Genomic DNA, 26940 nt, shown 5'->3' on the forward strand with positions numbered 1-26940 from the left:
CGCGCCTCGCCTATGGTGTGCCGATGACCGAGGACGTCCCGGCCGGCCCGCTGGCCGGCGTACGGGTGATCGAGCTGGCCGGCATCGGTCCCGGCCCGTTCGCCGCGATGATGCTGGCCGACCTGGGCGCGGACGTGGTCCGGGTGGACCGGGCCACGGACGTCGACCCGGACGCCTTCGGCACCGCGCACCCGGACCTGCTCAACCGGGGACGCCGCTCGATCGGGGTCGACCTGAAGTCCCCCGGCGGCCGGGAGGTGGTGCTGGCCCTGGTCGCCGGCGCCGACGCGCTGATCGAGGGGTTCCGCCCGGGGGTCGCCGAGCGGCTCGGCGTCGGCCCGGCGGACTGCCTCGCGGTGAATCCCCGGCTGGTGTACGGGCGGATGACCGGCTGGGGGCAGGACGGGCCGGCGGCGCCGCATGCGGGGCACGACATCGACTACCTGGCGTTGACGGGCGCGCTGCACGGCATCGGCCGGGCCGGCGAGCGCCCGGTGCCGCCGATGAACCTGCTCGGCGACTTCGGCGGCGGCGGCATGATGCTCGCCCTCGGCCTGGTCTCCGCCCTGTACGCGGTGCGCGGCGGCGCGCGGGGGCAGGTGGTCGACGCGGCCATCGTCGACGGCGTGGCGGTGCTCAGCACCCAGATCCACGCGCTGCGCCGGCTCGGCATGTGGCAGGACCCGCGAGGGGTGAACCTGCTCGACGGTGGCGCTCCCTTCTACGACACCTACGAGTGTGCCGACGGCCGGTATCTGGCGGTCGGCGCGCTGGAGCCGCGGTTCTACGACGAACTCGTCCGGCGCACCGGCTTCCCGCTGGCCCCGGACGAGGCGCCGGACCGCACCGACCCGGCGAACTGGCCGACGCTGCGCCGGTCGTGGGCACGGCTGTTCCGCACCCGTACCAGGGACGAGTGGACGGCGCTGCTGGGCTCCTCCGACGCCTGCGTCGCGCCGGTGCTGGACTGGCGGGAGGCGCCGGAGCACCCGCACCTGGCCGCGCGGGGCACCTTCGTGGAGCGGGACGGGGTCACCCAGCCGGCACCGGCGCCCCGTTTCTCGGGCACCCCCACCGCGCTGCGCCGCCCCCCGCCCCAGCCGGGCGAGCACACCGACGAGCTGCTGGCCGGGGCGGGTTTCGCCCCGGAGCGGGTCGCCGCCCTGCGCGCCGCCGGCGCCGTCGCCTGAGGCGGCGTACCACGACGGCCGGCGCCGCGCGGGCGGTGCCGCTACCGTCCGGGTACCCACCGGGGCCTGGTCGTCACGGCCCGCGCCGCCGGCGGGCGGCGCGGTCAGGAGCGGCGCAGGGTGGCGCCCGGCGCCATCGCGGGCTCGACCATGTCCCGGAAGTCGCGCGGGAGCTGAACCACCACGTCGTCGAACTCGCCGCCGCTGATCGCCTCGCGCAGGGTGACGAAGACCGCCCGGGCGGCGTCGCGCGCCGTGGGCTCGGTCACGCCGGCCCGCACGGCGACGCGGGCGACGAACTCGGCCGCGCCGAACCGCTCCGCCGACTCGGTACGCGGGCTCGGCTTCAGCGCGAGCTGCAACGGCCTGGGCAACTGCGCGGCCAGGTCCAGCACCTCCCCACCGGTCAGCCGCTCGGCGAGGGTCTCCAGCGTCGCCCGGGTCAGCGCCACCGCCTGCTCCGAGGAGGTACGGGTGCGCTGGGCCACCTGGTCGACGAAGGTGTCGTAGTTCATCCGGGCTCCTTGGGGCTGCGTCGGGCCCTGCGCGTACCCGCCGACGCGGCCGGGAAACGACGGGTATTTCCGCGCGCGACGGCGCGTGACGGCCCGCCGGGCGGGTAACCGCCGCCGGTCGTGACCGGATCGATGCCCCGGAGGAGCCGACACCATGGCGAGTTACGCCGACGTGCTGCAGTACCTGTCGAGCCTGGACTACCCGGCCGAGAAGGACGACGTGGTACGCGAGGCCGAACGGGAGGGCGCCCCGCCGGACGTACTGCGGGCGTTGCGGGCCCTGCCGCCGGTCGACTACGCCAACGGCAACGAGGTGGCCCGCTCCGCGGGCATCGAGGCGGCCCCGGAGGTCGGCCCCGCGCAGCGGGCGGCGCAGGCCCGGGACAAGCGGCACCAGCGCGTGTCGCAGCACCTGCGCGGCATCTGAGCCTTGCCGTCGCGGGCCAGCAGCGTGCCCGGCCCGGGCGCGCCCGGGCCGGAGCGTGGCGTCCGCGCCGGGCGGGCCCGCGCCGGTGACGGGTGACGACGCGCCGGCCGGTCGGGCACACCCCGGCCGCGGTCCAGCTCACCGTGATGGGCGCGATCGGCCTGGTGGTCGGCGGGCTCACCGCGCTGGCCGCCACCCCGGCGCTGGCGCCGCTGGCCGGCTGGGACGCCGCGGCGCTGAGCTGGCTGGTGCTGGTCTGGTACAAGCTGTGGCCGATGGACGCGCGGCGCACCGCCCGACTGGCGGTGTACGAGGACCCGAACCGGGCGGCGCGTGACGCGCTGCTGCTCGCCGCCTGCCTGGCCAGCCTGCTGGCCGTCGGCGTCGTGGTGACCAGCGCGCACGGGGCGCCCGTCACGGCCGCCCGCAACGTCTACGGCGGGCTGGGCGTGCTGAGCGTGCTGCTGTCCTGGCTGGTGGTGCACACCGTGTTCGCCGCCCGGTACGCGCGGATCTACTACACCGGGCCGGACGGTGGGATCGACTTCAACCAGTCGGAGCCGCCCCGCTACTCGGACTTCGCCTACGTGGCGTTCACCGTCGGGACGACCTTCCAGGTCTCCGACACGTCGCTGACCAGCAACGAGATGCGCCGGACGGCACTGCGGCACTCGATGGTGTCGTACCTGTTCGGGGCGTTCATCATCGCGGTCACGGTGAACCTGCTGGCCGGCCTGGCGAGATGACGTCGGGCCCGGGTGAGGTGAGGTGGGCCGGCGCCCGGCGGAGTGCCGGACAGGCGGGCGCCCCCGTCGCGAACCGCGACCGGGGCGCCACGCAGAACCTGTCCGGTGGCCGGTCGGGCCCGAACCGGGCCGCGACCACCAGGCTGTCGATGTACGCCCGAACCGGGCGGGCATCAGTGCCGCGACCATCATACGATGGAACATCACCCGTTCGGACGATTACGAAGCAAGTGTGGGCCAGCCCACCACGTCACGGCGTCAGGCGGTCAACTCCGCGTACCGCTTCTCCAGGTCGACCCGGGCCAGCGCCCCGACCAGCCAGGCCAGGCGCTCGGACTCCCCGCTGCCGGCCAGGCCCGCCAGATCGTCGGCGGAGCGGCCCAGCCCCAGCCGGCGGGCCGCGACGAGCGCCCTCCGGTCGGCCACCGGCGCCACCTCCCGCCACAGCGCCTGGGCCTCGCGCAGGAACAGGTCGACCACCGTGGCGTCGACCCCGGGCAGCTCGGTGAGCAGTTCCCGCTCCCGGGCCGGGTCGTGGTGGGCCACCGCGCGCAGCCGGCGCAGGTCGCCCCGGTAGCGCTCCACCACGGCACGGGCAAGGTCGCCGAGCGTGTCGGCGAGCGCGTCGACATCGCCGCGTTGGCCGCTGTCGCGCAGCACGCGTACCCGGTCGCCGTGCAGCGACCGGGCCAGCCGGGCCGCGCTGTCCCAGCCCGCGGCGGGCAGGGCGTGCGCGCTGTCCACGGCCCGCCGGAAGTCACCCCGGCGGGCCAGCAGCACGGCGAGGCAGAGCACCTGGAACAGGCTCGACGGGTTGTTGACGACCCGGAAGCCGTACTGCTCGGCGAAGCCGCGCCCACTGCCGGCGAGCCGGCGTACCAGGCGTTTCCTGTCCTCGACGCGGGATGTGGCTGTGGTCGGCATGCCGGCGACTACCCGCGCCGGGCCAGGCCACGCCTGCCTGCCTCAGCCGTGCAGCCCGCCGCTGCGGTCGCGCGCCTTGAGTCGGGTGGTCGGCAGTGCCGGGGCGGGCAACGGCGGGGCGGGATCGTCGGCGACGACGCCGAAACGCCGCCCGGCCATCCAGTCCTCCCGGGCGGCGGCCACCTCCTCGTGCGAGCGGCCGACGAAGTTCCACCACATCACCAGCGGCTCCTCGAACGGGGCCCCGCCGAGCAGCAGCAGCCGGCTCCCCGGCGTGCCCGTCAGGGTGAGCCGCTCCCGGCCTGTGCCGAGGTAGAGCAGCGCCCCGGGGGCGAAGCGCACCCCGTCGACCTCGGCGGCGCCGGACATGGCCAGCAGCCCGTACTCGAAGTCGGGCCGCAGCGGCAGCGTGGCCGGCCCGGACCCGCGCAGCTCCACCTGCGCGCCGAGCAGCGGGGTGTACGTCAGGGCCGGGGACCGCTCGCCCGCGAGCTCGCCGACCAGCAGGGTGACGTCCAGTTCGCCGTCGCGCCAGCGCGGCAGGTCGGCGTGGTGGGCGAAGTCGGCGGCCCCGGCGCGGGCCGGGTCCGGCAGCGCGACCCAGAGCTGCACGCCGTGCATCAGCGGCGGATGCCGCTCGGGCGACCGCTCGGAGTGCGCGATCCCGTGCCCCGAGGTCATCACGTTGAGCTGGCCCGGGCGGATCGGCTGGACGTTGCCCAGGCTGTCCCGGTGCAGGATCTCCCCGTCGAGCAGCCAGGTCACGGTCTGCAGGCCGGTGTGCGGATGCGGTGGCACCTCCATGCCGGGCCGCTCGGCCACGTCGTCCGGACCGAAGTGGTCCACGAAGCACCACGCGCCGACCATCCGCCGCTGCCGCTGCGGGAGCAGCCGACGAACGGTCGTGTAGCGACCCAGCGGCACGTCGTGGCCCGGCAGCAGGACGCTGCCGGGATCGGCGGTGGCCACGCCGGGTGGTCGGGTCTCCGCGGGCATCTTCTCGGTACGCTCCACCGCCCGACTGTACGCCCGGCCAGGATCCGAACCCGTCGGTCGTCCCACCGCTCAGCCGACTGCGGCGCCGGCTCCGACCGTCAGGCGGCGCGGGCCGCCGGCTTCCCGCGTCTGACGAATCCGGACATGCGGCTGGCCGACACCCCGGGTGGGGGTGCCGGCCAGCGGCGTTCATTCAGTGTTGTCAGCTGTTCCAGTCTTGTTGTCAGCTGTTCCAGTGCTCGGCGACGAGGTCGGCGGCCTGCTGCTCCCACTGAGCGTAGTGGTCCGGGTACGCCGACACCTGCACCGTCTGCGCGGCCTTCGTCAGGGGCATGTCCTGCCACCCGTCGACCTGCTTGAGGCCCTTGAGGAACGCCGTCGTCGAGTACTCCGGGTCGGTGATCTGCTCCACCGTGCCCCACCCACTGGACGGGCGCTGCTGGAACAGGCCCTGCGAGTCGTGGTCGTTGCGGTCACCCAGATGACCCAGGTTCTCCAGCTTCGACTCCTGCAACGCCGTCGCGATGGAGACCACGGCGGCCCGCTCGTCCATACCGGCCTTCTTCGTCGCGGCGATGATCGCCTTGACGTTGGCGACCTGCTCGTCGGACAGGTCGATACGCGACTGCGCACCCTGCACACCATGCGGCACCAGCACACCCATGTCCGGCTTGTCCGCCTGCACCGCCACAGCGGTGACCGGAGCCGCCGACGGCACCGACGGGGCCGCCTGAGCAGTCACGGGACCGGCGAACACACCACCGGCAAACGCCAGACCAGCAACACCAAGAACGCTCTTACGCAGAATCGTGTTCATCGCAGATGCTCCATTCGGGGGTTGGCACCCACGCCGAGGGGGATCGGCTCACGCAGGTGCAAGCACCGTCCGGCGCCCAAGGAACTCAAGGGGGAACTCCAGCAGGAACTGGAGGGGATCTCCGGCGAATCACCCGGAGGAAAGATCAGATCGGCCGTACCGGCCGGATGTCCGACCTGTGCTGGCCGGAAAGGGCCGGGCTGTTTCGCGGGGGCGGGGGGATGCCCTCACGTCGGCCGGACCATGTGTAACGACCACCGGCCCGCCATCATTCCGAGGCCCCGGCACGCCATCCTGTCGGGCGGCGCGGCCTTGCCTTGCTCGGTCGTACGCAGGGTGTAACGACCCCGGCCCGGCCACGATTCCGCCCCCCCGATGCCCCCGATCACACCCCCGAACCGGACACACGCCTCATCACACGCGCACAAGGGTGATCAACCACCGACACCCCCCGGACGACAGTCCCGAAACCGGACAATCGGCGCACCGGCACCGACTACACCTCCGAGATCTTGGTAGGTAACGGCCCCTCAGAGGGCCATTACCTACCAAGATCTCCCGCCTACCCAGGCAGGTGGGCGTCGATCATGCAGTTGTGGCGCCTCACATAAGGCGCAATCCAGGGCAGGACGCCCCACCGCAACTGCATGATCGACCCGGACGGTCGGTGGCATCAGGGTCGGTGGGGGCGGCGGGCGAGGACGAGGGTGGTGCGCAGGCGGGTTGTTGACGTCGACGTTGGTGGTGCCGTGCTCGACGAATGGCGTGCCACCGGCTCAGTGGGACAGGTCGCGGTCGGGCGCCTGCCCGTCCGAGTACGCGCTGCGGTAGATCGTGCCCCGCCCCCTCGGGTCCGGCGCGTACGGCAGCGGGGCGGGGTCGACGGGCGGGGCGGGGTCGACAGGCCGGGCGGGGTCGACGGCCGCCGCAGTGCCGCGCCGCGCCCGGATGATCCGGGAGACCACGAACCAGCCGGCGGCCGCCACGCAGGCGACGATGACCACCTTCTGGAGCACGCCGGCGTACCCCTCGACCAGGTGCCAGTTGTCGCCGAGCAGGTAACCGGCCATCACGAAGGTGGTGTTCCAGATCAGGCTGCCGAGCGTCGTGTAGACCGCGAAGGTCAGCACCGGCATCCGCTCCACCCCGGCCGGGATGGAGATCAGGCTACGGAAGATGGGGATCATCCGGCCGAAGAAGACGGCCTTCACCCCGTGCCGCAGGAACCACTCCTCGGTGCGGTCCACGTCGCTGAGCTTGACCAGCGGCAGCCGCTGCGCGATCGCGCGGATCCGTTCCCGGCCCAGCGCGGCACCGATCCAGTACAGGGCGAGGGCGCCGATCAGCGAGCCGAGGGTGGTCCAGAAGATCGCGCTGACCACGCTCATCCGGCCCTGGCCGGCGACGAAGCCGGCCAGCGGCAGGATCACCTCGCTGGGGATCGGCGGGAAGAGGTTCTCCAGGGCCACGGCCAGACCCGCGCCGGGGCCGCCGAGCCGCTCGACCAGGCCGATGACGAAGCCGACCAGTCCGTCCTCGGGCGGCGCGGCCTCCCCGGTGGTGGAGCCGGAGGCGAGCAGGGCGTGCGCGGCGGTACGAATCATGGCCCACACGCTACGAACCGATCCTGGGAGCCCGCCAACGGGCCGGCCCTTGCATCCGGCGGACGGTCCACAGCGGCGGGGTTCACACTAGGGTGGCCCCGTGACGACGCGCACCACGACCGCCGACGCGGCCCCGATCCGGGTCGCGGCGCCCCGCACCGGGACCGCGGCACGATGACCGGCCGACTGGCGCAGTTGTGGCGGTACCCGGTGAAGTCGATGCTGGGTGAGCGGCTGCCCGCCGCCGACGTCGGCCCGGCGGGCGTGGCCGGTGACCGGCGGCTGGCCCTGCGGCACCGGGACACCGGCCGGGTGGCCAGCGCGAAGCATCCCCGGCTCTGGCGCGACCTGCTCACGCTCCGCGCGGCCGGCGCCGCACCCGACCCGGTACGGATCACGCTGCCCGACGGGCGGTCGCTGTCCAGCGTGGACGCCGACGTCGACGGCGTGCTGTCCCGGGTGCTCGACGTCCCGGTGACGCTGATCGACCGGCCGCCCGCCGGGGCGGTGCTGGACCGGGCCGATCCGGACGCGGTGCTGGCGGCCGGTCTCGCCGCCGAGGTGCCGGTCGACGCCAACCCGCTCGGGGCGGCGGCACCGGGCACCTTCTTCGACTTCGCCCCGGTGCACCTGGTCACGGCGGCCACCCTGGCCCGGGTGGCCGCCGAGCTTCCGGGCGGCGCCGTCGAGGCGGTGCGCTACCGGCCCAACCTCGTGCTCGACGTCGACGTGGACGGCTTCGCCGAGAACGACTGGGTCGGCCGCGAGCTGCGGATCGGCCCCGAGCTGGTGCTGCGGGTGATCGCCCCGACCCCGCGGTGCGCGGTGCCGACCCTGGCGCACGGGTCGCTCCCCCGGCAGACCGAGGCGTTGCGCGTCCCGGCCCGCCTCAACCGGGTCGCGCCGCTGCCGCAGCTCGGACCGCAGCCGTGCGTGGGCGCGTACGCGCAGGTGGTGCGAGAGGGTCGGGTGGAACAGGGGTCCGTGGTCGAGGTCGGCTGAGCCGGTTCAGTCGTCCTCGTCGTCGTCCTGCGACGGCGTGGCGACCCGGTCGAGCAGGGCGTCGAGTCGGGCCGCCGTGTCGGGCGGGATCTGCCCCTCCTCGGCCGCCTCGGCGAGGCGCTCCCGCAGCTGCTCGACGCGCTTGGCCCGGTCCTTCTGCTTGCCCCGGCTCAGGTCCGCGAGCTTGTCCCGTAGCCCCTCGACCGTCTTGCGGTCGATCTCGCCGCGGGCCTGCGCCCAGGCGAGCACCGCGGCGAACTCGGCGACGAACTGCGGCAGGCCGACCGGGTCGGGCCGCGCGGTCACCGGCGGCGGGGCGGAGGTCCTGGTCGGCGGCGGCGTCGGCCTGGCCGAGGTCGGTTTGGCGGCCGGCGTGCCGGTGGCGGGGGCCGCCGCCGGTGGCGGGCTTCCGCCGTCGCCGAGGACGAGCGCCCCGACGAGCCCGACGAGCAGCGCGACGCCGACGGCGACGAGCGCGGTGACGGGCCTGTTGCGCGCCGCCCCCGCGCCGCCGGCCGGGGCGGGACGGCCGGTGCGGGCGACCACGCGCCCACCCGGCGGGTTCGGGTACGCCACCCCCGCGCGGCCGGTGCCGGCGGGCTTCGGGGACGGCGGTGCGCGGTCGATCAGGGTCGGCGGGTGCGCGGCGTCGGCGGGCACGGTCGGCAGGACGGCCGTGGTCGGGTGGGCCGGCGCCTGCGGGCCGAAGCGGGCGGCGAGCTGGGCCGCGCTCGGCCGCCGCGCCGGATCGGTGGCGAGGCAGGCCAGGGTCAGCTCGGCGATGTCGGGCGGCAACCCGGGGACCCGCGGGGGCGGCACCGGCGGGTGCCCGGCGTGCACCTCCAGCGCGTCCTCCCAGGTCTGCACGGGCAGTGGGGCCCGGCCGGTGAGGGTGCGGTAGAGCAGCGCGCCGAGGGCGTAGACGTCGCTGGCCGGGTTCGGCGGCCCGGGCCGCATCCGCTCCGGGGCGAAGTACGCGGGCGTGCCCATCAGCAGTTCGCCGGTCTGCCCAGCCCGCGGGTGGTGCGGCCCGGCGAGCGCGGCGATGCCGAAGTCGAGCACCTTGGCACCGGTCTCGGTGAGCATGACGTTGCCGGGCTTGACGTCGCGGTGCACCACGCCGATGCGGTGGGCGGCGGCGAGCGCCGCGGCGATCTGGCCGGCCATCCGGACCGCCTCCGGCCAGGGCAGCGGCCCGGCGGCGAGCCGGTCGGCGAGGTTGCGCCCCTGCACCAGCTCCATCACCAGGTACGGGACGACGATGCCGCCGTCCAGGGCCGCCTCGCCGTAGTCGTACACCTGGGTGACGTGCGGGTGGGTCAGCCGCGCGGCGGCGCGGGCCTCGCGCTGGATGGTGGCCCGCAGCTGCGGGTCGGTGGCGAACTCCCGGGTGAGGGCCTTGACGGCGACGGGCCGGTGCAGCACCTCGTCGTCGGCGCGCCACACCTCGGACATCCCGCCGAGGCCGATGCGCTCGCGCAGGACGTAACGGTCGTGCAACCGCAGGGTGGGCGTGAACGGCGACATAGCCGTTCAGTCTGCCCTGCCGGCGGGGCGGCGGCCAGCGCGGTGCCCGGTCGCGGGCCGGTCGTCGCGGTTCGGGCGGCGACGACCGGCCCGCACCGACGGTCAGGAGCAGCGTGGCGCGGCGGCGACCGGCGGCGGCTGGATGCGGTCGGCGAGCCGGCGCAGGACGCCGGCGGCGGCCAGCCGGGTGGGGGCGAGTCGCGCGACGCGGGGCCGCTCCGGGCGGACGGGGGCGTCCGGTCGGGCGGAGTTGACGTGTCGGGTCACCGCGTCGACGGCGAGGACGAAGCCGGTGGGCTGTTCCATGGTCAGCTCCCTGGGACGGGTCCGGTGGAGGACCGGACGACGAGTGCGGTGGGCAGCAGGACGTGGCCGGCCGCCGGGTCGGCGGGCGGGTCGAGCAGGAGTCGGGCGGCGATGCGCCCCTTCTCCTCGGCTGGTTGCCGCACGGTGGTGAGGCCGGCGGTGGCGGCCTCGGCGATGTCGTCGAAGCCGGTGACCGACACTGGCGGCCGGCCGGCCTCGACGAGCGCGTCGAGGACGCCGAGGGCGAGCACGTCCGCGCAGGCCAGTACCGCCGTGGGCGGTTCGGGGGCGGCGAGGGCGGCGGCGACGGCCGTGGCGCCCGCCGACCGGCTGTTGTCGGTGGCGGCGAGCACGGTCAGCCCGGACCAGGCGACGCCGACCTCGGCGAAGGCGTCGGCGAACCCGGCCAGCCGCGCCCGGGTCGTCGGGTGGGCGACATCGGCCACGTCGGCGAGGCGCAGTTCGCCCGGGGCCGCGCCGGGGCGCACGGCGTCGCCGAGCAGGGCGACCCGCCGGTGCCCGAGCCCCGCCACGTGGGCGGCGACGGCCCGGGCGGCGGCCCGCTCGTCGATGCCGACGTAGCGGTCGTCGGGGCCGGCGTCGTCGCGGGGGGCGGTCGTGACGACGGGCAGACCGCGCTCGCGGAGCACGTCGACGACCCAGCCCTCGTCGCCGACGCAGTAGACGCAGAAGCCGTCGACGGCGGCGTTCTCCACCGCCCGCCGCGCGGCGGGCTCGTCGGCCGGCAGCGGCACGAGCAGCAGGCTGGTGCCGTGCCGCTCGGCCGCCTCGGCGACGCCGGCCAGGAAGCGGACCGCGAAGGGGTCGGTGAAGGCGTACGACAGCCGCGACTCGAAGAGCACTCCGATGGCGCCCACGTACCCGCGCCGCAGCGACCGGGCGGTGGGGTTGGGGCCGGGGTAGCCGAGCTGCCGTGCGGCGTCCAGGATCCGCTGGCGCAGGGCGGCGGAGAGCTGGTCGGGTCGACTGTAGGCGTTGGAGACGGTGCTGCGGGACACGCCGACGGCGTCGGCGACGGCTTGCAGGGTCGGCTTCACCGCGCTCCCTCTGTATCGATTCAGACTGGATCGATACAGAGACTAGGCGGAGCGGGCCGCCCCCGTCAACGCCGTACGGTGGGCGCAACGAATCCACCCCGCCCGGTCAGCCGGACGGGGTGGTCGGGGGTGGACGGTCAGCCCTTGCGGGCCACCCCGCCGTACATGCTGACCTCGGCCGCCGCCGGGCGGGGCTGCGGCGCGTCCTCGGCACGCCACTCGGCGACCGACGTGACGCCGGGCTCCACCAGCTCCAGCCCGTCGAAGAACCGGGTGAACTCGGCCCGGGTGCGCAGGTTGATCAGGCCGTGCGGGCTGCCGCCCCGGGCCGCCGCCTTCGCCTCCTGCGCCACGTGCGGGGGCAGGTAGTCGTGGGTGGCGTGCGAGGCCGCCAGGTAGCTGCCTGGCGGCAGCGCGTCGAGCAGCCGCGTGACCACGGCGTACGGGTCGTCCTCGTCGCCGACGAAGTGCAGGATCGCGACCAGCATCAGGCCGACCGGCCGGGACAGGTCGATGGTGCGCAGCAGGTCGGGGTGGCGCAGGATCCGCTCCGGGTCGCGCAGGTCGGCGTCGATGTAGGCGGTGGCGCCCTCGGGCGAGCTGGTCAGCAGCGCCCGGGCGTGCGCGAGCACGATCGGGTCGTTGTCGACGTAGACCACCCGCGACTCGGGGGCGATCGCCTGCGCGACCTCGTGGGTGTTGTCGGCGGTCGGGATGCCGGTGCCGATGTCGAGGAACTGGCGGATGCCCGCCTCCCGGGCGAGGTGACGCACGGCCCGCTGGAGGAAACGGCGGTTCTCCAGGGCGGCGGTGCGGATGGTCGGGAAGGACGCCGCCACGATGTCGCCGGAGTCGCGGTCGGCCTGGAAGTTGTCCTTGCCGCCGAGCCAGTAGTTGTACCGGCGCGCGGGGTGGGCCACCGAGGTGTCGATGCGGTCGCTCGGGTGGGCGTGGCCGGTCGTCGTACCCGGGGCATCGGTGGTCAAGGCAGCCTCCACGACTCTGCGCCACCCGCGACCGGGGGCGTCCGTCCACTGTCGCCGGTCGGCGACCATGGTAGCCGCACCGCCACCCGGGCGAGGCCCCGCCGTGGTCACCCCGGGTAGAGGTCGTCCAGGATCGCGCCGAGGATCTCCGGCGTACGCTCCGGCGGCTCGGCCTCCACACAGAGGCGTTCCATCGCCACCGCGTAGTAGTCGAGGTCGTCGCGTTTGTCGAGGTAGAGCGCGCTGGTGAGCTGTTCGATGTAGACGATGTCGGGCAGCTCCCGGTCACCGAAGCGCAGGATGGTGAAGGCCCCGCCCGCGGCGGCGTGCCCACCGGCGGCGAACGGGATGACCTGGAGCCGGATGTTCGGCGACTTGGTGGCCTCGATCAACGCCGCCACCTGCTCACGCATCACCCGTGGGCCGCCGATCGGCCGGCGCAGCGCGGCCTCGTCCACCACCGCCCAGAGCTGTGGCGGCTTCTCGCGGTGCAGCAACCGCTGGCGCTGCATGCGCAACGCGACCCGACGCTCGATCTCCGCCGGGGCGGCCCGGCCGTGCCCGAGCAGCACCACCGCCCGGGCGTACTCCCGGGTCTGGAGCAGGCCGGGGACGAACTGGACCTCGTAGCTGCGGATGAGCGCGGCGGCCGCCTCCAGCCCGAGGTACGACTGGAACCAGTTCGGCAGCACGTCACCGTAGCGGTGCCACCACCCCGGGCTGTTGGCGTCGCGGGCGAGCTTGAGCAGCGCCTCCCGCTCCTCGGGCGCGGTGACGCCGTAGAGGGTGAGCAGGTCCGCGACGTCGCGCTCCTTGAAGCCGACCCGGCCCAGCTCCATCCGGCTGATCTTCGACTCGGAGGCGCGGATCTCCCAGCCGGCGCCCTCCCGGGTCACGCCACTGGACTCGCGCAGCCGGCGCAACTGGGCGCCGAGCAACATGCGCAGCACGGTCGGGCCGGTCCCCGGACCGCCCTCGGCGGGACCCATCGTCACAGCCGACCTCCACATGCCGGTTCGTGCCGACCAGGTGCCCTCCCACGGCCGACGTGTAAGCATGCCATGAACCGTGAGTGAGGTGAACTTCCTCGGTGCGGACAATCCGTCCCGGTCATCGGGACGCGCTCGGCGACGCGCTCGCCGCCGGCAGGCGGGTGTCAGGCGATCAGGTTGTCGAAGTCCCCGTCGCGGGCGCCGAGCACGAAGGCGGCGATCTCGTCCACCGTGTAGATCAACGCCGGCCCCTCCGGGTGCCGGGAGTTGCGCAGGGCGATGCCGGCGCCGCCGGGCAGTTCGGCCAGCTCGACGCAGTTGCCGCTGGGATTGCTCCGGCGGCTCTTCTGCCAGGCGAGCGGGGGCAGCTGGGTGGTGGGAACGCCGTTCGGAGGCTGTTGCATGGACGTCTTTCTCTCGCGCGCCCCCGCGACGCCGGGCAGCGGTGCCTGGTGAGGGGGCACGATATCGACGAAGGGCTTCCTGCACGTGCATCTGCTATTGCATCTGCATCGGACAGCGAGCATGATAACGCACGTGAACAGTGCCCATCTGTTCACTCTGAGTCACCTGACCTGGGCTGCCACCAGGAAGGACGGGGCCCGATGCGCGGGCGCGGACCGCCGCGCGCGCGGGCCGGCGGCATCGTGCTGATGGGAGGTCTCGTGCCGGATCCGTTGACCATCGCGTCCGGCATCTGTGCCGCCGGGGCCCTCGTCACCTCCTGGCAGCTGCGCCGCCGCGCGATCCAGGCCGAGGTCGAGATCAGGCACCTCCAGGCCGAGCTCGCCGCCGAGCGGCACGCCGCCAGCCACGATCCCCTGACCGGCCTGCCCAACCGCCGCGCGTTCTACCGCCTGGCCGCCACGCTGCTCACCGACGCGGCCGGGCAGCCGCTGATCGCCGTGGTGCTCGATCTCGACGACTTCAAGCAGATCAACGACCGCTACGGCCACGCCGCCGGCGACCAGGTGCTGGTCAGCGTCGCCCAACGGCTCGCCGCCTTCGCCGGGGACAACCTGGTCGCCCGGCTCGGCGGCGACGAGTTCGCCGGGCTGCTGGCCAGCCCGACGATCGACCGGCGGTGGATCGAGCACGCCACCCGGCGGCTCTGCGAGAGCCTCGCCGCGCCGATCCCGCTGGGCGGGCTCAGCGTCCGGGTGACCGCCTCCGTCGGGCTCGCCCCCGTCACCGGGCCGGGGCAGCTCACCGAGGCGCTCGACCGCGCCGACGCCGCGATGTACCGGGCCAAGAGCCTCACAGTGGCCCGCCCGCCCCGGCAACTCGTCGACACCGCCCACCTGGCGGAGTGCTGAGCGCGCAATCCGCGCCGCCGGACCATCGGTCGGGGCACGAGGCGTTTGGACGTGTCTCGCGCCGGTTGCCGGGTATGCCGGCAGGGTCAGCGCCGCACCGGCCGAGGGAGAAATCACCGTGGCGAGCATCCGGGCCCTGGTCCTGAACTGCACCCTCAAGCGCTCCCCCGCCCCGTCGAGCGCCGAGGTGCTCGGGCGCGAGGTGCTCGACGCCCTCGCCGAACAGGGCGTGACGGGCGACCTGATCCGGGTCGTCGACCACGACGTGCGCTTCGGCGTCTCGACCGACGAGGGCGACGGCGACGGCTGGCCGGTCATCCGGTCCCGGCTGATGGCCGCGCAGATCCTCGTCATCGCCACGCCGATCTGGCTCGGTCAGCCGTCCGCCGTGTGCAAGATGGTCCTCGAACGGCTCGACGCCGAGCTCTCCGAGACCGACGCCGAGGGCCGGTTGCTCACCTACGGCAAGGTGGCCGGGGTCGCGGTCGTCGGCAACGAGGACGGCGCGCACCACACCATCGGCGAGGTCCAGCAGGCCCTCAACGAGGTCGGTTTCACCTGTCCCGCGGCAGGCGCCACCTACTGGGTCGGCGAGGCGCTGCACAAGGTCGACTACATCGACGCCCGGCCCAAGCCCGACACGACGGGACGCACCACGAAGGCGCTGGCGCTCAACAGCGCGCACCTGGCCCGGCTGTTGGCCGAGCAGCCGTACCCGCCGCCGGACGCCCACGCCGCCGGGATCGGCCCGAGCCGCGAGCCGGCCTGACGGTCAGCGCCAGCCGTAGCCGGCGCGCAGGGCCCGCCCGACCCGGTCGAAACGGGCCCGGTCCAACACCGCGCCCTCCCGGCGGATGCCGTCCTCGCGCATGGTCAGCACCCGGTCCAGCCGCACCCAACTCGGCCGGTTGTCCCGGTCCCACTCGCCCGGACCGAGCGCGAGCCAGTGCCGCTGCCCGTCGCGGTCGGCCTGGCTGGACAGCATCAGCCCGAACAGCGTCCGGCTGTGCCGGCCCACCACCAGCACGGGGCGGTCCTTGCCCTGACGCGGATCGTCCTCGTACGGCACCCAGGTCCAGACGATCTCGCCCGGATCGGCGTGCCCGTCGGGCTCCGGGGCGTACGCCAGTTGCCGGCGCTGCAACGCGGCGACCTGGCGGGGGCGGGCGACCTGCGCCGGGCCCGGCCGGGGCCGGCGCGGCGACGGGATCACCCCGCCGATACGGGCCGCCACACTCCTGAGAAGACCTGCCACGACCGGCAGCCTATCCCCCGCCGGGGGCGCCGGCCCGGGCGGGACAATCCGGTGGACCGGGCCCGGACGATCGGTCAGGATCGGCGCCATGCCGGTCCCCGCCCACCAGGTTCGCGCCCGCTTCACCGCCGACACCGTGACCGTGTACCAGGCGTACCCGCCGGAGATCGCCCGCCCGGCGCTGGCCGCCGGCCGCTTCGTCCCGCCGTTCAGGCGGGAACGGATGACGTGGATCAAGCCGTCGTTCCGCTGGATGATGTACCGCTGCGGCTGGGGCGCGAAGCCCGGGCAGGAGCGGGTCCTGGCCGTCGAGATCACCCGCGCCGGCTTCGAGTGGGCGCTGGCCAACTCGTGCCTGAGCGGCTTCGACCGCGACCACCACCCGGACCGGGAGGACTGGTCGCGACGGCTGCGGGCCAGCCCGGTGCGGGTGCAGTGGGACCCGGAACGGTCGCTGCGCCTGGCCCCGCTGCCGCACCGGTCCCTCCAGGTGGGGCTCTCCGGCGAGGCGGTGCGCCGGTACGTCGACGAGTGGCTGGTCGGTCTCCGCGACGTGACCCCGACCGCCCACGCGGTGCGCGCGGCGCTCGACGCCGGCGACGACGCCGCCGCCGGGGCGCTGCTGCCCCCGGAGCGCCCGTACCCACTGCCGCCCGACGTGGCCGCCGTGATCGGCGCGTCCGCGCCGTGACCGGACCCCGCGCCTCCGGCGGGCGCCGGCCCGCCTCGACCCGCCACGCGCCACGGCTCCAGCCGGTGCTCGAGGTGGATCGCCTCGACGACTTCCCGCTCTGGCCGGTGGCCGACGTCGGGCCGTGGCTGGCGCTCTCCGACGCCCTGACCGCCGCCGAGGTAGGTGCCGCCGTGGCCCGGATCGCTGCGTACAACCACCTCGACGACCGCACGGTGTGGCCCGGGGGCGACGACCCGCTGACCGCCGTGCTGCCGCTGGTGGCGGCCGGCCCGGAGCCCGGCGCCCTGCTGGTGCCCGGCGGCCTGCGCCTCACCGATCCGACGACGGGAGCACGGGTCGACCCGGGCTGTTGCAGTGACCTCAACGACTGGCGCGAGTGGTACGAGATCCCGGCGGGCCGCACACCGGACCTGGGCCACGACCCCGACCCCTGGGTGGAGCGGCGCCCCGACGGCACGGTCCGGGTCTGGGCGGACGAGGAGCGCAGTTCCTGGGTGGACGCCCACGTCGACGAGCTGACGGGACTCGTCGACGACGTCCGAGCGGACCTGGCCGGCTTCCTGCGGGCGCTGCGGAGCTGGGCCGACGACGTCGTTCCCGCCGGCGCGGAGGAGCTGGTCGCGAACCTGGACCGGCACCTGCGGGTGTCGGAACCAAACGCCCCGTCGGGGCCGTGAGCCGCCCGGCGGCGCGGGGTGGTCGGGCGACGACGCGCCCCCTGGCACGTGTTTCACTGGGGGTGCCGGCACGGACGGGGGCGGGTGACGGATGGATTCCGGGACACGGACGCGGAGCCTGGCCGCGCCGCCGACGGCGGTCGGCCCGGGCGCCCACCCCCGGCGGCGGATCGCGGGCGCCACGGCCGTGGCCCTGCTCCTGCTGGCCGGGCCGACCGGTTGCACCGGCAGCGGGCGTCCGCAGCCGCCGCCGACCGCCACCGCGTCCGCCACCGCCGCCACGGGCCCGTCCCCCACGCCGAGCGCGCCGACGGTCGAGGTCCGCGACGACCTGGCGGGCCTGTTCCGGCAGGCCGGCCTGCGGGGCACCTTCGTGATGTACGACGTGCCGGCCGGTCGCGTCGTCATGGTCGACCGGGAGCGGGCCGAGCGGCGCTTCGTCCCCGCCTCGACCTTCAAGATCGCGCACAGCCTGATCGCGCTGGAGACCGGCGTGGTGCGTGACGAGCGGGAGAAGGTCCCCTACGGCGGCGGGCCGCAGCGCGTCGCCGCCTGGGAGCGGGACATGGGGCTGCGCGACGCGGTCCGGGTCTCCAACGTGCCGGTGTTCCAGGAGCTGGCCCGCCGCATCGGGCCGGACCGGGAGCGGGAGTGGCTGCACCGGCTCGGCTACGGCAACGGCGAGGTCGGGCCGGCCGTGGACCGGTTCTGGTTGAGCGGGCCGCTGGAGATCTCGGCCGACGAGCAGGCGCGGTGGCTGGCCCGGCTGGCCCGGGGCGAGCTGCCGGCCGACCGGGGGCACCAGGCCACCGTCCGGGACATCCTGCGCCTGGAGCGTGCCGCCGGGTACGCCCTGTACGGCAAGACCGGCTGGACGGACGCCACCGACCCGGGCACGGGATGGTGGGTCGGCTGGGTCGAGCGCGGCGACCGGCTGTACTGCTTCGCGCTGAACGTGGACGTCCGCGCGGACGGCGACGCCGACAAGCGCCTGCCCCTGGGCCGACAGCTGCTGCACCGCCTCGGCGCCCTGCCCGCCCCCTGACCCCCGCGCACCGCCGCGCCCACCAGGGGCGCCCAGCCGGGCGTCGCACAGGTCGCCGGCGCGGCGGAAAGTCGGTTGCCGCGGGCGGCCGGCTCCGGAATGGTGTCGTCCATGACGTTCTGACGGGCAGCATCCCCATCGCCGAGGCGCGCGGCACCGACCGGTGTCGTGGTGCCGTCCGTCCATTCCCGTTTGCGCGAGAAGCGAGCGTCCTTGTCTGAGCACCAGTCCCTTTCGCGGTCCACCCCGGCCACCGTCACCGTCTTCGCCTCCCCCACGAGCTGGATCGAGTCCGAGGCCCTGACGCAGTGCCGGCAGGTGGCCGCCCTGCCCGGCATGATCCACGTCGCCGCCATGCCGGACCTGCACCCGGGCAAGGGCGCCCCCATCGGCGCCGCCATGGCGTCGACCGTGCTGTACCCGTTCCTGGTCGGCTCCGACATCGGCTGCGGCATCGCCGTGTTCCCCATCAGGCTCAAGCGTGCCGTGCCGGAGCGGCTCGCTGCCCGGTTCCCCGACCTCGACCGCCCGCTCGACCCCGAGCGGGACGCCGACGACCCCGCCTGGGCCGTCGTGGCGGGCGACATTCCCGCCGGTCACGTCGACGGACTCGGGACGGTCGGTCGGGGCAACCACTTCGTCGAGCTGGCGCGCGTCGACACGGTCTTCGAGCCGGGTCACGCGAGTCGTCTCGGGCTCGACGCCGGCGATCTCGTGCTCGTCGTCCACACGGGTTCCCGAGGTTTGGGCGAGCGCATCCTGCGGGCGCACACCGAGGCCCACGGCGCGGGTCCCGCCCCGGATCCCGCCGCCTACCTGACGGCGCACGACGACGCCGTACGGTGGGGCTCGCTCAACCGGCGGCTGCTGGCCGCCCGGGTCGCCCACGCCCTGGGGGCCGAGCCCACCGCGCCCGTCGTCGACCAGTGCCACAACCTGGTGGAGGTCCGCGACGGGGCCTACCTGCACCGCAAGGGCGCGGCGCCGGGCGACGGCCGCGACGTGCTCGTCGCCGGCACCCGGGGTACCGCCTCCTACCTCGTGGCCGCCCACGCCGGTCCGGCCGCCAACCACTCGGTGGCGCACGGCGCGGGCCGCAAGATGTCCCGCGCCGACGCCCTGCGGCGCAGCCGGGCCAAGCACACCGTCGAGGAACTGCGGCGCACCCCGGTGGGGTCGCTGGTGGTGTGCGGCGACCGCCAACTGCTCTTCGAGGAGGCGCCCACGGCCTACAAGCGCATCGAACGTGTGATCGCGGATCTCGTCGACCACGGCCTGGCCACGCCCGTGGCCACCACGGTCCCCCTGGTCACCTACAAGACGCCCGACGCCGGGTCCACCACCCGATCCGACCGCCGCAGCGACCGCTCCAGGCGGGGTCGGGCATGAGCCCGCACCTGCTCATGTCCGCCGGGCGTGGCCCGCAGGAGTGCGCCTGGGCGCTGGCCCGGCTGCTGCACCGCCTGGAAGCCGAGGCCGCCCGGCAGGGCCTGACGACCCACCGGGTCCGGACCGTGCCCGGCGAGCGGCCCGACACCCATCGGTCGGCCCTGATCCGGATCTGCGGCGGCGGCGCCGAGGCGTTCGCCGCCGCGTGGACCGGCACCCTGTGTTGGCAGGCCCCCAGCCCCTACCGGGCGAGCACCGGCCGGAAGAACTGGTACGTCGTCGCCCGACCATGCCAGCTCGACAGCCCGACGACGGCGTTCGCGGAGGCGGACGTCGACATCGTGGCCTGCCGCACCGGCGGCCCCGGCGGCCAGCACCGGGACAAGGCCAGCACGGCGGTGCGGGCGACCCACCGCCCGTCGGGCATCGTCGTCGTGGTCGACACCGAACGGCAGTTCAGCCTCAACCGCCGCCTCGCCATCCAGTTGCTGCGGCAGCGGATCGCACACGACGACGAGGCCGCTGAACGCGCCGTCGTCACCGCCCGCTGGCGCATCCACGACGAACTCGTCCGCGGCGACCCCACCCGCGTCGAACGCCCGGAACCGCCGAGGCAGGAGGCGGGCCCGCCGCGGCGGACGCGCCGAGACCGGGGGCGCTCCCCCCGCCGCCGGGACGCGTCAGCCTCGTGACCGGCGGGAGCCGGACGCCGCCGGCACCGTCACCCGCACCCGCTCCTCCTCCGGGCGGCTGCCGATGTCGTCGAGCTGCTCGCAGATGGTCCTGCGCAGCTCGTCGTAGTCGCGGAAGTGGTAGTCGTTGAACAGCGTGTAGCCGGTCCACATCAGGTTGGCGCAGACCCGCGCCGGCACCCGGCCGGTCGCCGCGCCCATGCCGACCAGCGCCACCGACGCGATGCTGCCCGGCTCCTGCTCGTTCTGCGCGTGGACGGCCTGGAACGCGGCGGCGCACGCCAGCGCCACGTTCAGCGTCTCGCTCACGTCCTGCGCCGACTGCTCCATGGTCGGCGTGGAGATCAGGAACCTGGGGTTGGTGGCCCCCGACGGCACGCAGACGGCGCTGCCCACCGGCATCGCTGCGCCGAACCGGTCGCGGATCGCCCGCTGGACGCGCAGCTGGATCCCCGCCCCCAGGTGCCGCTTGACGACCGCGTCGACGCCGCCGTCCATCCGCCCCCGGGAGTTGGTCGGGCTGACCCAGGCGTCGGCCTGCCGGGTGAGGATCGACCCCCGGTGGATCTCGACCTCGGGGGTGTCGGCGAACGCCGCGCGCCACGCCTGCACCACCTTCGCGTTGACGTCTGTCAGCACCACCCTGAGCAGCGGCTTCTCGCGGTCGACGGTCATGGCTCACTCCGGTGGGGGAAGGGTTCTCTCCGACTTGGAGCACGCTATCGCCGCCCACCGACAACCTTTCGCGTCGCGCCACGCACGGTGCGCGGCCCCGGGACCGCGGGCGCCCGAGCGTGTCGTCGCCGGCGCCGTAACTGTCGCCCGCGGGCGACAGAATGCCTCCCACCTCGACCACCCGCGCCGTCCGACCGGCACGGCCCGCCACTCCGGGAGCCCGCGATGAGCGACACCACCGCCCCCACCCCGCCCGACCCGAACGACCCGCTGGCCCTCGCCGACCTGTTCACCGGCGGCGGCGAGCCTTGGCTGCCGCTGGTCAAGCCGGTCATCGAGGCGCAGCCGGACGCCGCCACGTTCATCGGCCCGGGTCGCAGCCCGATGGTCGTGCCCGTGCGGGAACTGACCTTCCAGGCGCTCAAGCCCAACCCGCCGCACAAGTGGAAGGTCGTCGTCTTCGGGCAGAACCCGTACCCGCGCAGCGAGAGCGCCACCGGCATCGCCATGTTCGACAACACCTTCCACAACTGGGACGACAGCCAGTTCGGCAGGGTCGTCACCATCCGCTGCATCATCAAGGCGGCGGCGATGTGGAAGCACGGCATCGCCAAGAAGACGCCGATCGCCGACATCCGTGCCCTGTTGCGGGAGCACGACACGGTGCAGCCGCCGGAGTGGTTCCAGGCGATGCTCACCCAGGGCGTGCTGCTGTTGAACGCGGCGCTCACCGCCAGCGGCGACGGGACACTGGCCACCGACCGGCACACCGCGTTCTGGCGGCCGGTCGTCGAGGCGCTGGTCGAGGAGATCCTGAAGGCCAAGCAGCACGCCGACGAGGAGGACCGGGGCGTGGTGTTCGCGTGGTGGGGTGCGCACGCGCGCAGCCTCAAGCGGGTGGTGCAGCGGCTCGAGAAGAAGTACCCGGACGTGGAGGTCCGCCACATCGACCACCCCAACCCGGCGGCGCAGGGCGACATCTTCTGCGACGGGAACCACTTCGCCGACGTCAACGAGGCGCTCAGGACGTTGGGCGCCGACGAGATCGACTGGCTGCCCCGCAAAGGATGGAACGCGGGCGGCACCGACACGGACACGGCCGATCGCATGGGGGCGTTCATCGCCTCCACGATGGAGTTGCACAAGCTCTACCTCGAACGGCTCGCCAGCGTCAAGGACGAGGGACTGGCCCTTCCCGCGATCACCGGCGTGTCCGACACCCCGCTGATGGACTTCCGTGCGGCCGTCGCCCCGGTGGCCGCGCTGCTGCCCGGGCTCGACTGGCACGTCGAGCAGTCACACCGGTTCGGCGAGAAGCAGGTGGACGGCGCGGTCGACGGCCTCTCCGCCGACGAGGTCGCGGCCCTCCACCTCTACACCTGCGAGTCGGCGTTCTACCGGCAGATCAACGCCACGCTGCGCAACCCGGACCGCAGTCGGATCGTCCCGTACCTGCCGTACCTGCGGCTGTTGTTCTCGGCCGTGTCACGGCTCCCGGCCCGTACGGAGCCGCTGTGGCGCGGGGTGTCGCTGGACCTGCGCGCGCAGTATCCGCTCGGGCAGACCGTGACGTGGTGGGGCGTCTCGTCGTGCACGTCGAAGCTCGGCGTGGCCCAGGCGTTCCTCGGCGGTCGCGGCAAGCGGACGCTCTTCGAGGTGCTGCCCGTACGGGCCGTGGGCATCCGGCGGTTCTCCGCCTTCACCGGCGAGGAGGAGGTCATCCTGGCCCCCGGCACGCAGCTCACGGTGACCGACGTGAAGGTGGAACGCAACGGCCTGTGCACCGTCCGGCTGACGGAGCTGGCCGAGGAGCGCATGGTGGCGTGAGCGGCCGGCGGCAGGCGGGACCGCCCCGGCGGGCGTGGCGCCGGGGCGCCGGCTCCACGCCCGCTCCGCGCGCCCGCCCGTGTGTCCGCCCGTGTGTCCGCCCGTGTGTCCGCCCGTGTGTCCGCCCGTGTGTCCGCCCGTGTGTCCGCCCGTGACCGCGTCCCGCGCGTCACCGTCCCGCGCGGGGGGCCGGGACCGTGGCCGGATCCGCGCCCTAGCCGAGGCAGGCGAGGAGTTCCCGGTATGCCTCGTCGACCCTGCCGTGCTCGCTGCGCACGACCCTGGTCCCGGGCCGGGCGGCGACGACCGCGAGCAGGCGGTCGTACATCGCCGCCAGCTCGGTGGTCCCGCCGTGCCGGTCGAGCATGCGCTGGGCGTCGAGATGCGCCGGATCCGTGGAGGTACGGCTGCGCTCGACGAATCGCCGCAGCGCGTTCTCCCTGCCGTCGAGCAGGACGATCTCGTGGAACCGGGCGCCGGTGTCGTGCGCCACGCGCTCGGCCTGTTCGATGAACTCGGGACGGCCGAGGAACTGCGGGACGATCACGTCGTGGCGGCCGGCCAGGTGCGCCCGGGCCGCCGCCAGCGCGACGGCGCGGGCGAGCAGGCCGGCGGGACCGGCATGGTCACGCCACTGCCCGATGAGGTCACGGATCCGGTCGATGTCGAGGTCGAGCGCGAGAGGGTGGTCCTCGACGTACCTGCGGGCCAGCGTCGACTTGCCGCACCCGGGTGGCCCGTTGAGCACGATCAGGCGCGGCGCCGACGCGGCAGCCGGCTGGGCCTGTGTCACGACACGCCTCCTCGGTCGGCCCGGCGCCGCCGGGAGACGCTGCCCGTACGGACGCCCACGATGGTACGTCCGCCGGCCCGGAGCCCGCGTGCGGCGCGGGCCGCCCCGGGTCCGGGGACGGCCCGCGCCGCACGCGCCGGCTCAGGAGGATCCGGGCTCCGTGACGGCGGCGACGACCGGCGATCACTCTCGGCGTCGACAACGAGTGGTGGCACTTCGAGTACCGACCCGGTCGTCGTCCCGGGCGGCTGCCCCACCCGGGTGCCTCGACGCCTCGACCGTGGCCCACGCCCGGCCTGATCCTGCTCACCACCACCGGGGCCCGCGTCGCGGCTGGTGCGGGCCGCCGACCGGCAGGTGGTGAGGCGGCCCCCGAGCGGGCACAGTGAAGCGGTGACGATCGACATCCGTACCCCCCTGTCCCGCTACGCCGACCGCCTGCACGCCGTGATCGGCGACGGGCACCACGTCGCCTCCCCGCTCGGCGCGTGGCTGCTGCTGGCGCTCGCCGCGCCGGCCGCCACCGGCCCGACCCGCGCGGCGCTGGAGGAGGTGCTCGGCACCGACGTGGCGGCCGCCGCCGAGGCGGCTCACGGCCTGCTGGCGGCGCCGCACCCGCTGGTGCCCTCGGCGACCGCGTTCTGGCACCGGCCCGGCGTCGGGACGCCCGGGCTCGACGGGTGGCGGGCCGCACTGCCCGCGTCGACCGGGACCGGGCCGCTGCCGGACCAGGCCGGGCTCGACGCGTGGGCCCGCGAGCACACGCTCGGCCTGATCGAGGCCTTCCCGCTGACGGTCACGCCGCGGGTGCTGCTGGTGCTGGCCAGCGCCCTGGCCACCCGGGTCTCGTGGGCGACCCCGTTCGAGGTGGCGCCGGCCGACGCGCTCGGGCCCGACAGCGCCTGGGCCGGTGGACTGCGCCGGGCGCTGCGCAGCCCGGAGCACGGCCACCGCTGCTGGATCGCCGACACCGCGCGGGCCGGCACCGTCGCCGCGCACGCCGCCCCCGCCCAGCCGGCGCGGACCGCCGACGGGGCGGCCGGGCTGCTGGTGGTCTCCGTCGTCGCGGCACCCGACGTGCCGGCCGGGGACGTCCTCGCGGCGGCCCACGAGCTGGCGACGGCCGTCGCCGACACGCCCGAGCGTGAGCTGCCCGCACGGCGGCGTTCCCTGTTCGACGTGCCGCTGGGCGAGGGCCCGCTGTGGACGCTGCGCGAGGAGCCGACCCGGACGTACGCGCCAAACGGCCGGGAGGAGCGGGCGACGGCGGTGCTGCCCTGCTGGTCGGCCCGCAGCCGGCACGAGCTGGCCGCGCCCGGGCTGGGCTTCCCCGCCGTCGCGCGGGCGTTCGGCGAACTGCTGGACTCGCCGGGGCTCGAGTTCGAGGCGGCCCAGGCGGCCATGGCCCGCTACGGCCGGTACGGCTTCGAGGCGGCGGCCGTCACCGCTTTCGGCGCGACGCTCAGCCTGCCGCCGGAGGGGGTGGCCCGGATCGCGGAGTTGCGCTTCGGCCACCCGTACGCCGTGGTGGCGGTCGCCACCGACGAGCGGGCCGGCGACGGCGTGGGTGGCCCGTGGCACGGGGTGCCGGTCTTCTCCGCCTGGGTCGCCGACCCGGAGGAGCTGCCGGAGGCCGACGTCGCGGACCGCTACGAGGCGTAGCCCGGCCCGGAAGGCGACCCGGATCAGGGGGTGTGCGGTTCGGCCATGGCGACGGCGATCTTGCGGGGGCCGGTGAACGGCTCCCGCCCGTGCGCGGCGGTCATGTTGTCCACGACCAGCACGTCGTCGCGCCGGTAGTCGAAGCGGACGCTCGCCGCCCGGTACGCGGCCCGCAGGTGGTCCACGACGTCGGCGGGGATCTCGCCGCCGTCGCCGTAGTACGTGTTGGCCGGCAGCCCCTCGGTGCCGAACATGGCCAGCAGCCCCTCCTGGAGGTCCTTGGCGAGGGTGCTCACGTGGAAGAACGTGGCGTGGTTGAACCAGCGCGGGGTGTCCGAGCCGGGCCGGTGGTGCACGACGTCGCGCACCGCGCGGGTACGCAGCCCGTCGGCGCCCCGCCACTCCAGCTCGATCCGGTTCGCCGCCGCGTACGCCTCGACCTCGGCACGGTCGTCGGTGCCGAAGACGTGCTGCCACGGGGTGCCGAAGTCACCGTGGAAGTTGCGCACCAGCATCCAGCGGCGGCGGACGAACTCCTCGCGTACCGCCGGATCGATCTCGGCGTACACCCGGCGGACGTCGGCCAGCGGGGTGGCGCCCTGCGTCTGCGGTGGGGTGAGGCAGTAGAAGAACAACGTCAGCGGCCAGCGGGCCTGGTACGAGTTCTCGTTGTGCAGGAAGATCTCCTCGTTCGGCGGGTAGTCGGTCGAGGTGTAGACCCGGCCGGCGATGGCGTGCCGGGGCGACGAACGCTCGGTGTAGACCAGCGGCTCACCGGACAGCGCCCGCACCGCCCGGTCGAAGCCCTCGACGCCGCCGACGTCGAACCCGCGGAACAACAGTCCGCCGTGCTCCACCAGGCTCGCCCGCAACTCCGCGCGGCGGGCGGCGATCAGCTCGGTCAGCTCGCGGCCGTCGTTCTCGACGACGACCGGCAGCGTGGCGGTCCGGTCACTCATGCTCTCACTCCTGTCGTCGCTCGCCGTCGCCGCGGGCGGTCGCGGGACAGCGGGATGGCGGCCCCGACGGCGGCCGGGGCGGGCGGCTCACCCGTGGTGGCGGGTGGCCGCGTCGGTGCGGGCGGCGGTGAGGTCCGCCCGGATCACGGCGAGCAGATCGGGCAGCCGCTCGTTGAGGAAGAAGTGCCCGCCGTCGATCTCGTGCAGGGTGAAGCCGGCGGCGCTGTGCTCCCGCCAGCCGTCGCTGTGCTCCCGGCTGACGGTGTTGTCGTCGCGGCCGCTGAACGCCACGATCGGCATCGGCAGCGGCTCCTCGGGGGTGTAGCGGTAGTCGTCCACCTGGGCGAAGTCGGCGCGCAGCAGGGGTAGCAGCAGCTCGACCAGCTCCGGGTACTCCCGCAGCCCGGCCGGCATCCCGCCGCCGGCCTCCAGGCGGCGCAGCAGCTCGTCGTCGTCCACCCGGGACAGCCCGTCGAAGTGGCTGGGCGCGTGGAGGTGCGGGGCGCGGGCGCCGCCGACGTAGAGCCGCAGCGGCAGTGGACGTCCGGCGCGGCGCAGTTCGCGGACGACCTCGAAGCCGACCCGGCCGCCCATCGAGTGACCGTAGATCGCGTACGGGCCACGGATCCGTTCGGCGATGGCGTACGCGACGTCGACGACCTCGAACACCGGGTTCTCGCCGATCCGGTTCTCGCGGCCGGGCAGTTGCACCGGCAGCACCTCGACGTCGGGGCCGAGCCCGTCCTGCCAGCGCCGGAAGACGGTCGCGCCTCCGCCCGCGTAGGGCAGGCAGAACAGTTGGACCGGCGCCGGGTGCCAGCCGCCGGCGGAGAGGAACCAGGTCACCGCGCGCCTTCCATCGAGGG

Annotated in this window: 29 protein-coding genes; 13 read left to right on the forward strand and 16 right to left on the reverse strand. The window is 74.8% G+C overall.

Going from position 1 to position 26940, the window contains the following annotated elements:
- Positions 1-23: 23 nt before the first annotated feature.
- Positions 24-1190 carry a CaiB/BaiF CoA-transferase family protein gene (locus AB0883_RS19465; protein ID WP_366642556.1) on the forward strand — a complete coding sequence of 389 codons (1167 nt, stop codon included), beginning with the start codon at positions 24-26 and terminating at the stop codon, positions 1188-1190.
- Positions 1191-1294: 104 nt separating this feature from the next.
- Here AB0883_RS19465 and AB0883_RS19470 read toward each other — a convergent pair whose 3' ends face one another.
- Complete coding sequence (locus AB0883_RS19470; RefSeq protein ID WP_366642557.1) at positions 1295-1705, reverse strand: DUF2267 domain-containing protein; 411 nt, start codon at positions 1703-1705, stop codon at positions 1295-1297.
- Positions 1706-1859: 154 nt separating this feature from the next.
- Here AB0883_RS19470 and AB0883_RS19475 point away from each other — a divergent pair, with 154 nt between their 5' ends.
- The gene (locus AB0883_RS19475; RefSeq protein WP_334609441.1) at positions 1860-2132 is read left to right on the forward strand and encodes a DUF2795 domain-containing protein; all 273 of its coding nucleotides are present in this window, start codon (positions 1860-1862) and stop codon (positions 2130-2132) included.
- Positions 2133-2224: 92 nt separating this feature from the next.
- On the forward strand, positions 2225-2878 hold the full coding sequence (locus AB0883_RS19480) for a DUF1345 domain-containing protein (RefSeq protein WP_366642559.1): 654 nt from the start codon (positions 2225-2227) through the stop codon (positions 2876-2878).
- A 258-nt stretch (positions 2879-3136) separates the two neighbouring features.
- Here the strand turns inward: AB0883_RS19480 and AB0883_RS19485 are convergent, their stop codons facing one another.
- The 4 genes from AB0883_RS19485 to AB0883_RS19500 all read right to left on the reverse strand — a co-directional run bounded on the left by AB0883_RS19485 (position 3137) and on the right by AB0883_RS19500 (position 7219).
- Positions 3137-3802, reverse strand: coding sequence for a hypothetical protein (locus AB0883_RS19485; RefSeq protein WP_366642561.1), 666 nt, complete (start codon positions 3800-3802; stop codon positions 3137-3139).
- A 42-nt stretch (positions 3803-3844) separates the two neighbouring features.
- The gene (locus AB0883_RS19490) at positions 3845-4816 is read right to left on the reverse strand and encodes a pirin family protein (RefSeq protein ID WP_366642563.1); all 972 of its coding nucleotides are present in this window, start codon (positions 4814-4816) and stop codon (positions 3845-3847) included.
- Between the two features lie 205 nt (positions 4817-5021).
- The gene (locus AB0883_RS19495; protein ID WP_366642565.1) at positions 5022-5615 is read right to left on the reverse strand and encodes a hypothetical protein; all 594 of its coding nucleotides are present in this window, start codon (positions 5613-5615) and stop codon (positions 5022-5024) included.
- A 776-nt stretch (positions 5616-6391) separates the two neighbouring features.
- Positions 6392-7219 carry a DedA family protein gene (locus tag AB0883_RS19500; protein WP_366642566.1) on the reverse strand — a complete coding sequence of 276 codons (828 nt, stop codon included), beginning with the start codon at positions 7217-7219 and terminating at the stop codon, positions 6392-6394.
- Positions 7220-7393: 174 nt separating this feature from the next.
- Between AB0883_RS19500 and AB0883_RS19505 the strand changes: the two genes are divergently transcribed.
- On the forward strand, positions 7394-8221 hold the full coding sequence (locus AB0883_RS19505; RefSeq protein WP_366642567.1) for an MOSC N-terminal beta barrel domain-containing protein: 828 nt from the start codon (positions 7394-7396) through the stop codon (positions 8219-8221).
- Positions 8222-8227: 6 nt separating this feature from the next.
- Here the strand turns inward: AB0883_RS19505 and AB0883_RS19510 are convergent, their stop codons facing one another.
- The 6 genes from AB0883_RS19510 to AB0883_RS19535 all read right to left on the reverse strand — a co-directional run bounded on the left by AB0883_RS19510 (position 8228) and on the right by AB0883_RS19535 (position 13494).
- Entirely contained in the window at positions 8228-9748 is a 1521-nt protein-coding gene (locus AB0883_RS19510; protein ID WP_366642569.1) for a protein kinase, read from the reverse strand.
- A gap of 102 nt (positions 9749-9850) precedes the next feature.
- On the reverse strand, positions 9851-10054 hold the full coding sequence (locus tag AB0883_RS19515) for a hypothetical protein (RefSeq protein WP_121397865.1): 204 nt from the start codon (positions 10052-10054) through the stop codon (positions 9851-9853).
- 2 nt (positions 10055-10056) lie between these two features.
- The gene (locus AB0883_RS19520; RefSeq protein WP_366642570.1) at positions 10057-11112 is read right to left on the reverse strand and encodes a LacI family DNA-binding transcriptional regulator; all 1056 of its coding nucleotides are present in this window, start codon (positions 11110-11112) and stop codon (positions 10057-10059) included.
- A gap of 137 nt (positions 11113-11249) precedes the next feature.
- Positions 11250-12098 carry an SAM-dependent methyltransferase gene (locus tag AB0883_RS19525; protein WP_366642572.1) on the reverse strand — a complete coding sequence of 283 codons (849 nt, stop codon included), beginning with the start codon at positions 12096-12098 and terminating at the stop codon, positions 11250-11252.
- Between the two features lie 107 nt (positions 12099-12205).
- Positions 12206-13093 (reverse strand): helix-turn-helix transcriptional regulator, encoded by an 888-nt coding sequence (locus tag AB0883_RS19530; RefSeq protein ID WP_366642573.1) that lies wholly within the window; start codon positions 13091-13093, stop codon positions 12206-12208.
- A 161-nt stretch (positions 13094-13254) separates the two neighbouring features.
- On the reverse strand, positions 13255-13494 hold the full coding sequence (locus AB0883_RS19535) for a DUF397 domain-containing protein (protein ID WP_132240226.1): 240 nt from the start codon (positions 13492-13494) through the stop codon (positions 13255-13257).
- Positions 13495-13755: 261 nt separating this feature from the next.
- Between AB0883_RS19535 and AB0883_RS19540 the strand changes: the two genes are divergently transcribed.
- Positions 13756-14406, forward strand: a complete 651-nt coding sequence (locus AB0883_RS19540; RefSeq protein ID WP_366642664.1) for a GGDEF domain-containing protein — start codon at positions 13756-13758, stop codon at positions 14404-14406.
- A 118-nt stretch (positions 14407-14524) separates the two neighbouring features.
- Complete coding sequence (locus AB0883_RS19545) at positions 14525-15175, forward strand: NAD(P)H-dependent oxidoreductase (protein WP_366642574.1); 651 nt, start codon at positions 14525-14527, stop codon at positions 15173-15175.
- A gap of 3 nt (positions 15176-15178) precedes the next feature.
- Here the strand turns inward: AB0883_RS19545 and AB0883_RS19550 are convergent, their stop codons facing one another.
- Positions 15179-15661 (reverse strand): type II toxin-antitoxin system PemK/MazF family toxin, encoded by a 483-nt coding sequence (locus AB0883_RS19550; protein ID WP_366642575.1) that lies wholly within the window; start codon positions 15659-15661, stop codon positions 15179-15181.
- Between the two features lie 88 nt (positions 15662-15749).
- Between AB0883_RS19550 and AB0883_RS19555 the strand changes: the two genes are divergently transcribed.
- The 5 genes from AB0883_RS19555 (at position 15750) to prfH (ending at position 20158) form a co-directional block, all read left to right on the forward strand.
- The gene (locus AB0883_RS19555; protein ID WP_366642576.1) at positions 15750-16352 is read left to right on the forward strand and encodes a DUF4291 domain-containing protein; all 603 of its coding nucleotides are present in this window, start codon (positions 15750-15752) and stop codon (positions 16350-16352) included.
- A complete protein-coding gene (locus AB0883_RS19560) occupies positions 16349-17032 on the forward strand; it encodes a hypothetical protein (RefSeq protein WP_366642577.1) in 684 nt (227 codons plus the stop codon). The genes AB0883_RS19555 and AB0883_RS19560 overlap by 4 nt, the downstream gene beginning before the upstream one ends.
- Positions 17033-17123: 91 nt before the next feature.
- The gene (gene blaOXA, locus AB0883_RS19565; RefSeq protein ID WP_366642579.1) at positions 17124-18077 is read left to right on the forward strand and encodes a class D beta-lactamase; all 954 of its coding nucleotides are present in this window, start codon (positions 17124-17126) and stop codon (positions 18075-18077) included.
- A gap of 213 nt (positions 18078-18290) precedes the next feature.
- The gene (locus AB0883_RS19570) at positions 18291-19466 is read left to right on the forward strand and encodes an RNA ligase RtcB family protein (RefSeq protein WP_366642580.1); all 1176 of its coding nucleotides are present in this window, start codon (positions 18291-18293) and stop codon (positions 19464-19466) included.
- Positions 19463-20158: a peptide chain release factor H gene (gene prfH, locus AB0883_RS19575; RefSeq protein ID WP_366642581.1), complete on the forward strand. Its 696-nt coding sequence runs from the start codon at positions 19463-19465 to the stop codon at positions 20156-20158. The genes AB0883_RS19570 and prfH overlap by 4 nt, the downstream gene beginning before the upstream one ends.
- Here prfH and AB0883_RS19580 read toward each other — a convergent pair.
- Entirely contained in the window at positions 20147-20833 is a 687-nt protein-coding gene (locus AB0883_RS19580; RefSeq protein ID WP_366642582.1) for a macro domain-containing protein, read from the reverse strand. The genes prfH and AB0883_RS19580 overlap by 12 nt on opposite strands.
- Positions 20834-21058: 225 nt before the next feature.
- On the opposite strand from AB0883_RS19580, the gene AB0883_RS19585 reads away from it, so the two are divergent.
- Entirely contained in the window at positions 21059-22660 is a 1602-nt protein-coding gene (locus tag AB0883_RS19585; RefSeq protein WP_366642583.1) for an ADP-ribosyltransferase domain-containing protein, read from the forward strand.
- A gap of 214 nt (positions 22661-22874) precedes the next feature.
- Here AB0883_RS19585 and AB0883_RS19590 read toward each other — a convergent pair whose 3' ends face one another.
- A complete protein-coding gene (locus AB0883_RS19590; protein WP_366642584.1) occupies positions 22875-23453 on the reverse strand; it encodes an AAA family ATPase in 579 nt (192 codons plus the stop codon).
- Between the two features lie 393 nt (positions 23454-23846).
- Here AB0883_RS19590 and AB0883_RS19595 point away from each other — a divergent pair, with 393 nt between their 5' ends.
- Positions 23847-25115: a hypothetical protein gene (locus tag AB0883_RS19595; RefSeq protein WP_366642585.1), complete on the forward strand. Its 1269-nt coding sequence runs from the start codon at positions 23847-23849 to the stop codon at positions 25113-25115.
- A 23-nt stretch (positions 25116-25138) separates the two neighbouring features.
- Here the strand turns inward: AB0883_RS19595 and AB0883_RS19600 are convergent, their stop codons facing one another.
- Positions 25139-26074, reverse strand: coding sequence for a TauD/TfdA family dioxygenase (locus tag AB0883_RS19600; protein ID WP_366642586.1), 936 nt, complete (start codon positions 26072-26074; stop codon positions 25139-25141).
- 87 nt (positions 26075-26161) lie between these two features.
- Entirely contained in the window at positions 26162-26920 is a 759-nt protein-coding gene (locus AB0883_RS19605) for an alpha/beta fold hydrolase (RefSeq protein WP_366642587.1), read from the reverse strand.
- Between the last annotated feature and the right edge of the window lie 20 nt (positions 26921-26940).

The organism is Micromonospora sp. NPDC047812, assembly GCF_040704175.1.
In the GTDB taxonomy this organism is placed as follows: Bacteria; Actinomycetota; Actinomycetes; order Mycobacteriales; family Micromonosporaceae; genus Micromonospora.

Excerpts from the sequence above, each read along its gene's own strand:
- AB0883_RS19465 (WP_366642556.1), top strand. The coding sequence starts at position 24 with ATGACCGAGGACGTCCCGGCCGGCCCGCTGGCCGGCGTACGGGTGATC.
- AB0883_RS19470 (WP_366642557.1), bottom strand. The coding sequence starts at position 1,705 with ATGAACTACGACACCTTCGTCGACCAGGTGGCCCAGCGCACCCGTACC.
- AB0883_RS19475 (WP_334609441.1), top strand. The coding sequence starts at position 1,860 with ATGGCGAGTTACGCCGACGTGCTGCAGTACCTGTCGAGCCTGGACTAC.
- AB0883_RS19485 (WP_366642561.1), bottom strand. The coding sequence starts at position 3,802 with ATGCCGACCACAGCCACATCCCGCGTCGAGGACAGGAAACGCCTGGTA.
- AB0883_RS19495 (WP_366642565.1), bottom strand. The coding sequence starts at position 5,615 with ATGAACACGATTCTGCGTAAGAGCGTTCTTGGTGTTGCTGGTCTGGCG.
- AB0883_RS19500 (WP_366642566.1), bottom strand. The coding sequence starts at position 7,219 with ATGATTCGTACCGCCGCGCACGCCCTGCTCGCCTCCGGCTCCACCACC.
- AB0883_RS19505 (WP_366642567.1), top strand. The coding sequence starts at position 7,394 with ATGACCGGCCGACTGGCGCAGTTGTGGCGGTACCCGGTGAAGTCGATG.
- AB0883_RS19510 (WP_366642569.1), bottom strand. The coding sequence starts at position 9,748 with ATGTCGCCGTTCACGCCCACCCTGCGGTTGCACGACCGTTACGTCCTG.
- AB0883_RS19515 (WP_121397865.1), bottom strand. The coding sequence starts at position 10,054 with ATGGAACAGCCCACCGGCTTCGTCCTCGCCGTCGACGCGGTGACCCGA.
- AB0883_RS19535 (WP_132240226.1), bottom strand. The coding sequence starts at position 13,494 with ATGCAACAGCCTCCGAACGGCGTTCCCACCACCCAGCTGCCCCCGCTC.
- AB0883_RS19555 (WP_366642576.1), top strand. The coding sequence starts at position 15,750 with ATGCCGGTCCCCGCCCACCAGGTTCGCGCCCGCTTCACCGCCGACACC.
- blaOXA (WP_366642579.1), top strand. The coding sequence starts at position 17,124 with ATGGATTCCGGGACACGGACGCGGAGCCTGGCCGCGCCGCCGACGGCG.
- prfH (WP_366642581.1), top strand. The coding sequence starts at position 19,463 with ATGAGCCCGCACCTGCTCATGTCCGCCGGGCGTGGCCCGCAGGAGTGC.
- AB0883_RS19580 (WP_366642582.1), bottom strand. The coding sequence starts at position 20,833 with ATGACCGTCGACCGCGAGAAGCCGCTGCTCAGGGTGGTGCTGACAGAC.
- AB0883_RS19585 (WP_366642583.1), top strand. The coding sequence starts at position 21,059 with ATGAGCGACACCACCGCCCCCACCCCGCCCGACCCGAACGACCCGCTG.
- AB0883_RS19600 (WP_366642586.1), bottom strand. The coding sequence starts at position 26,074 with ATGAGTGACCGGACCGCCACGCTGCCGGTCGTCGTCGAGAACGACGGC.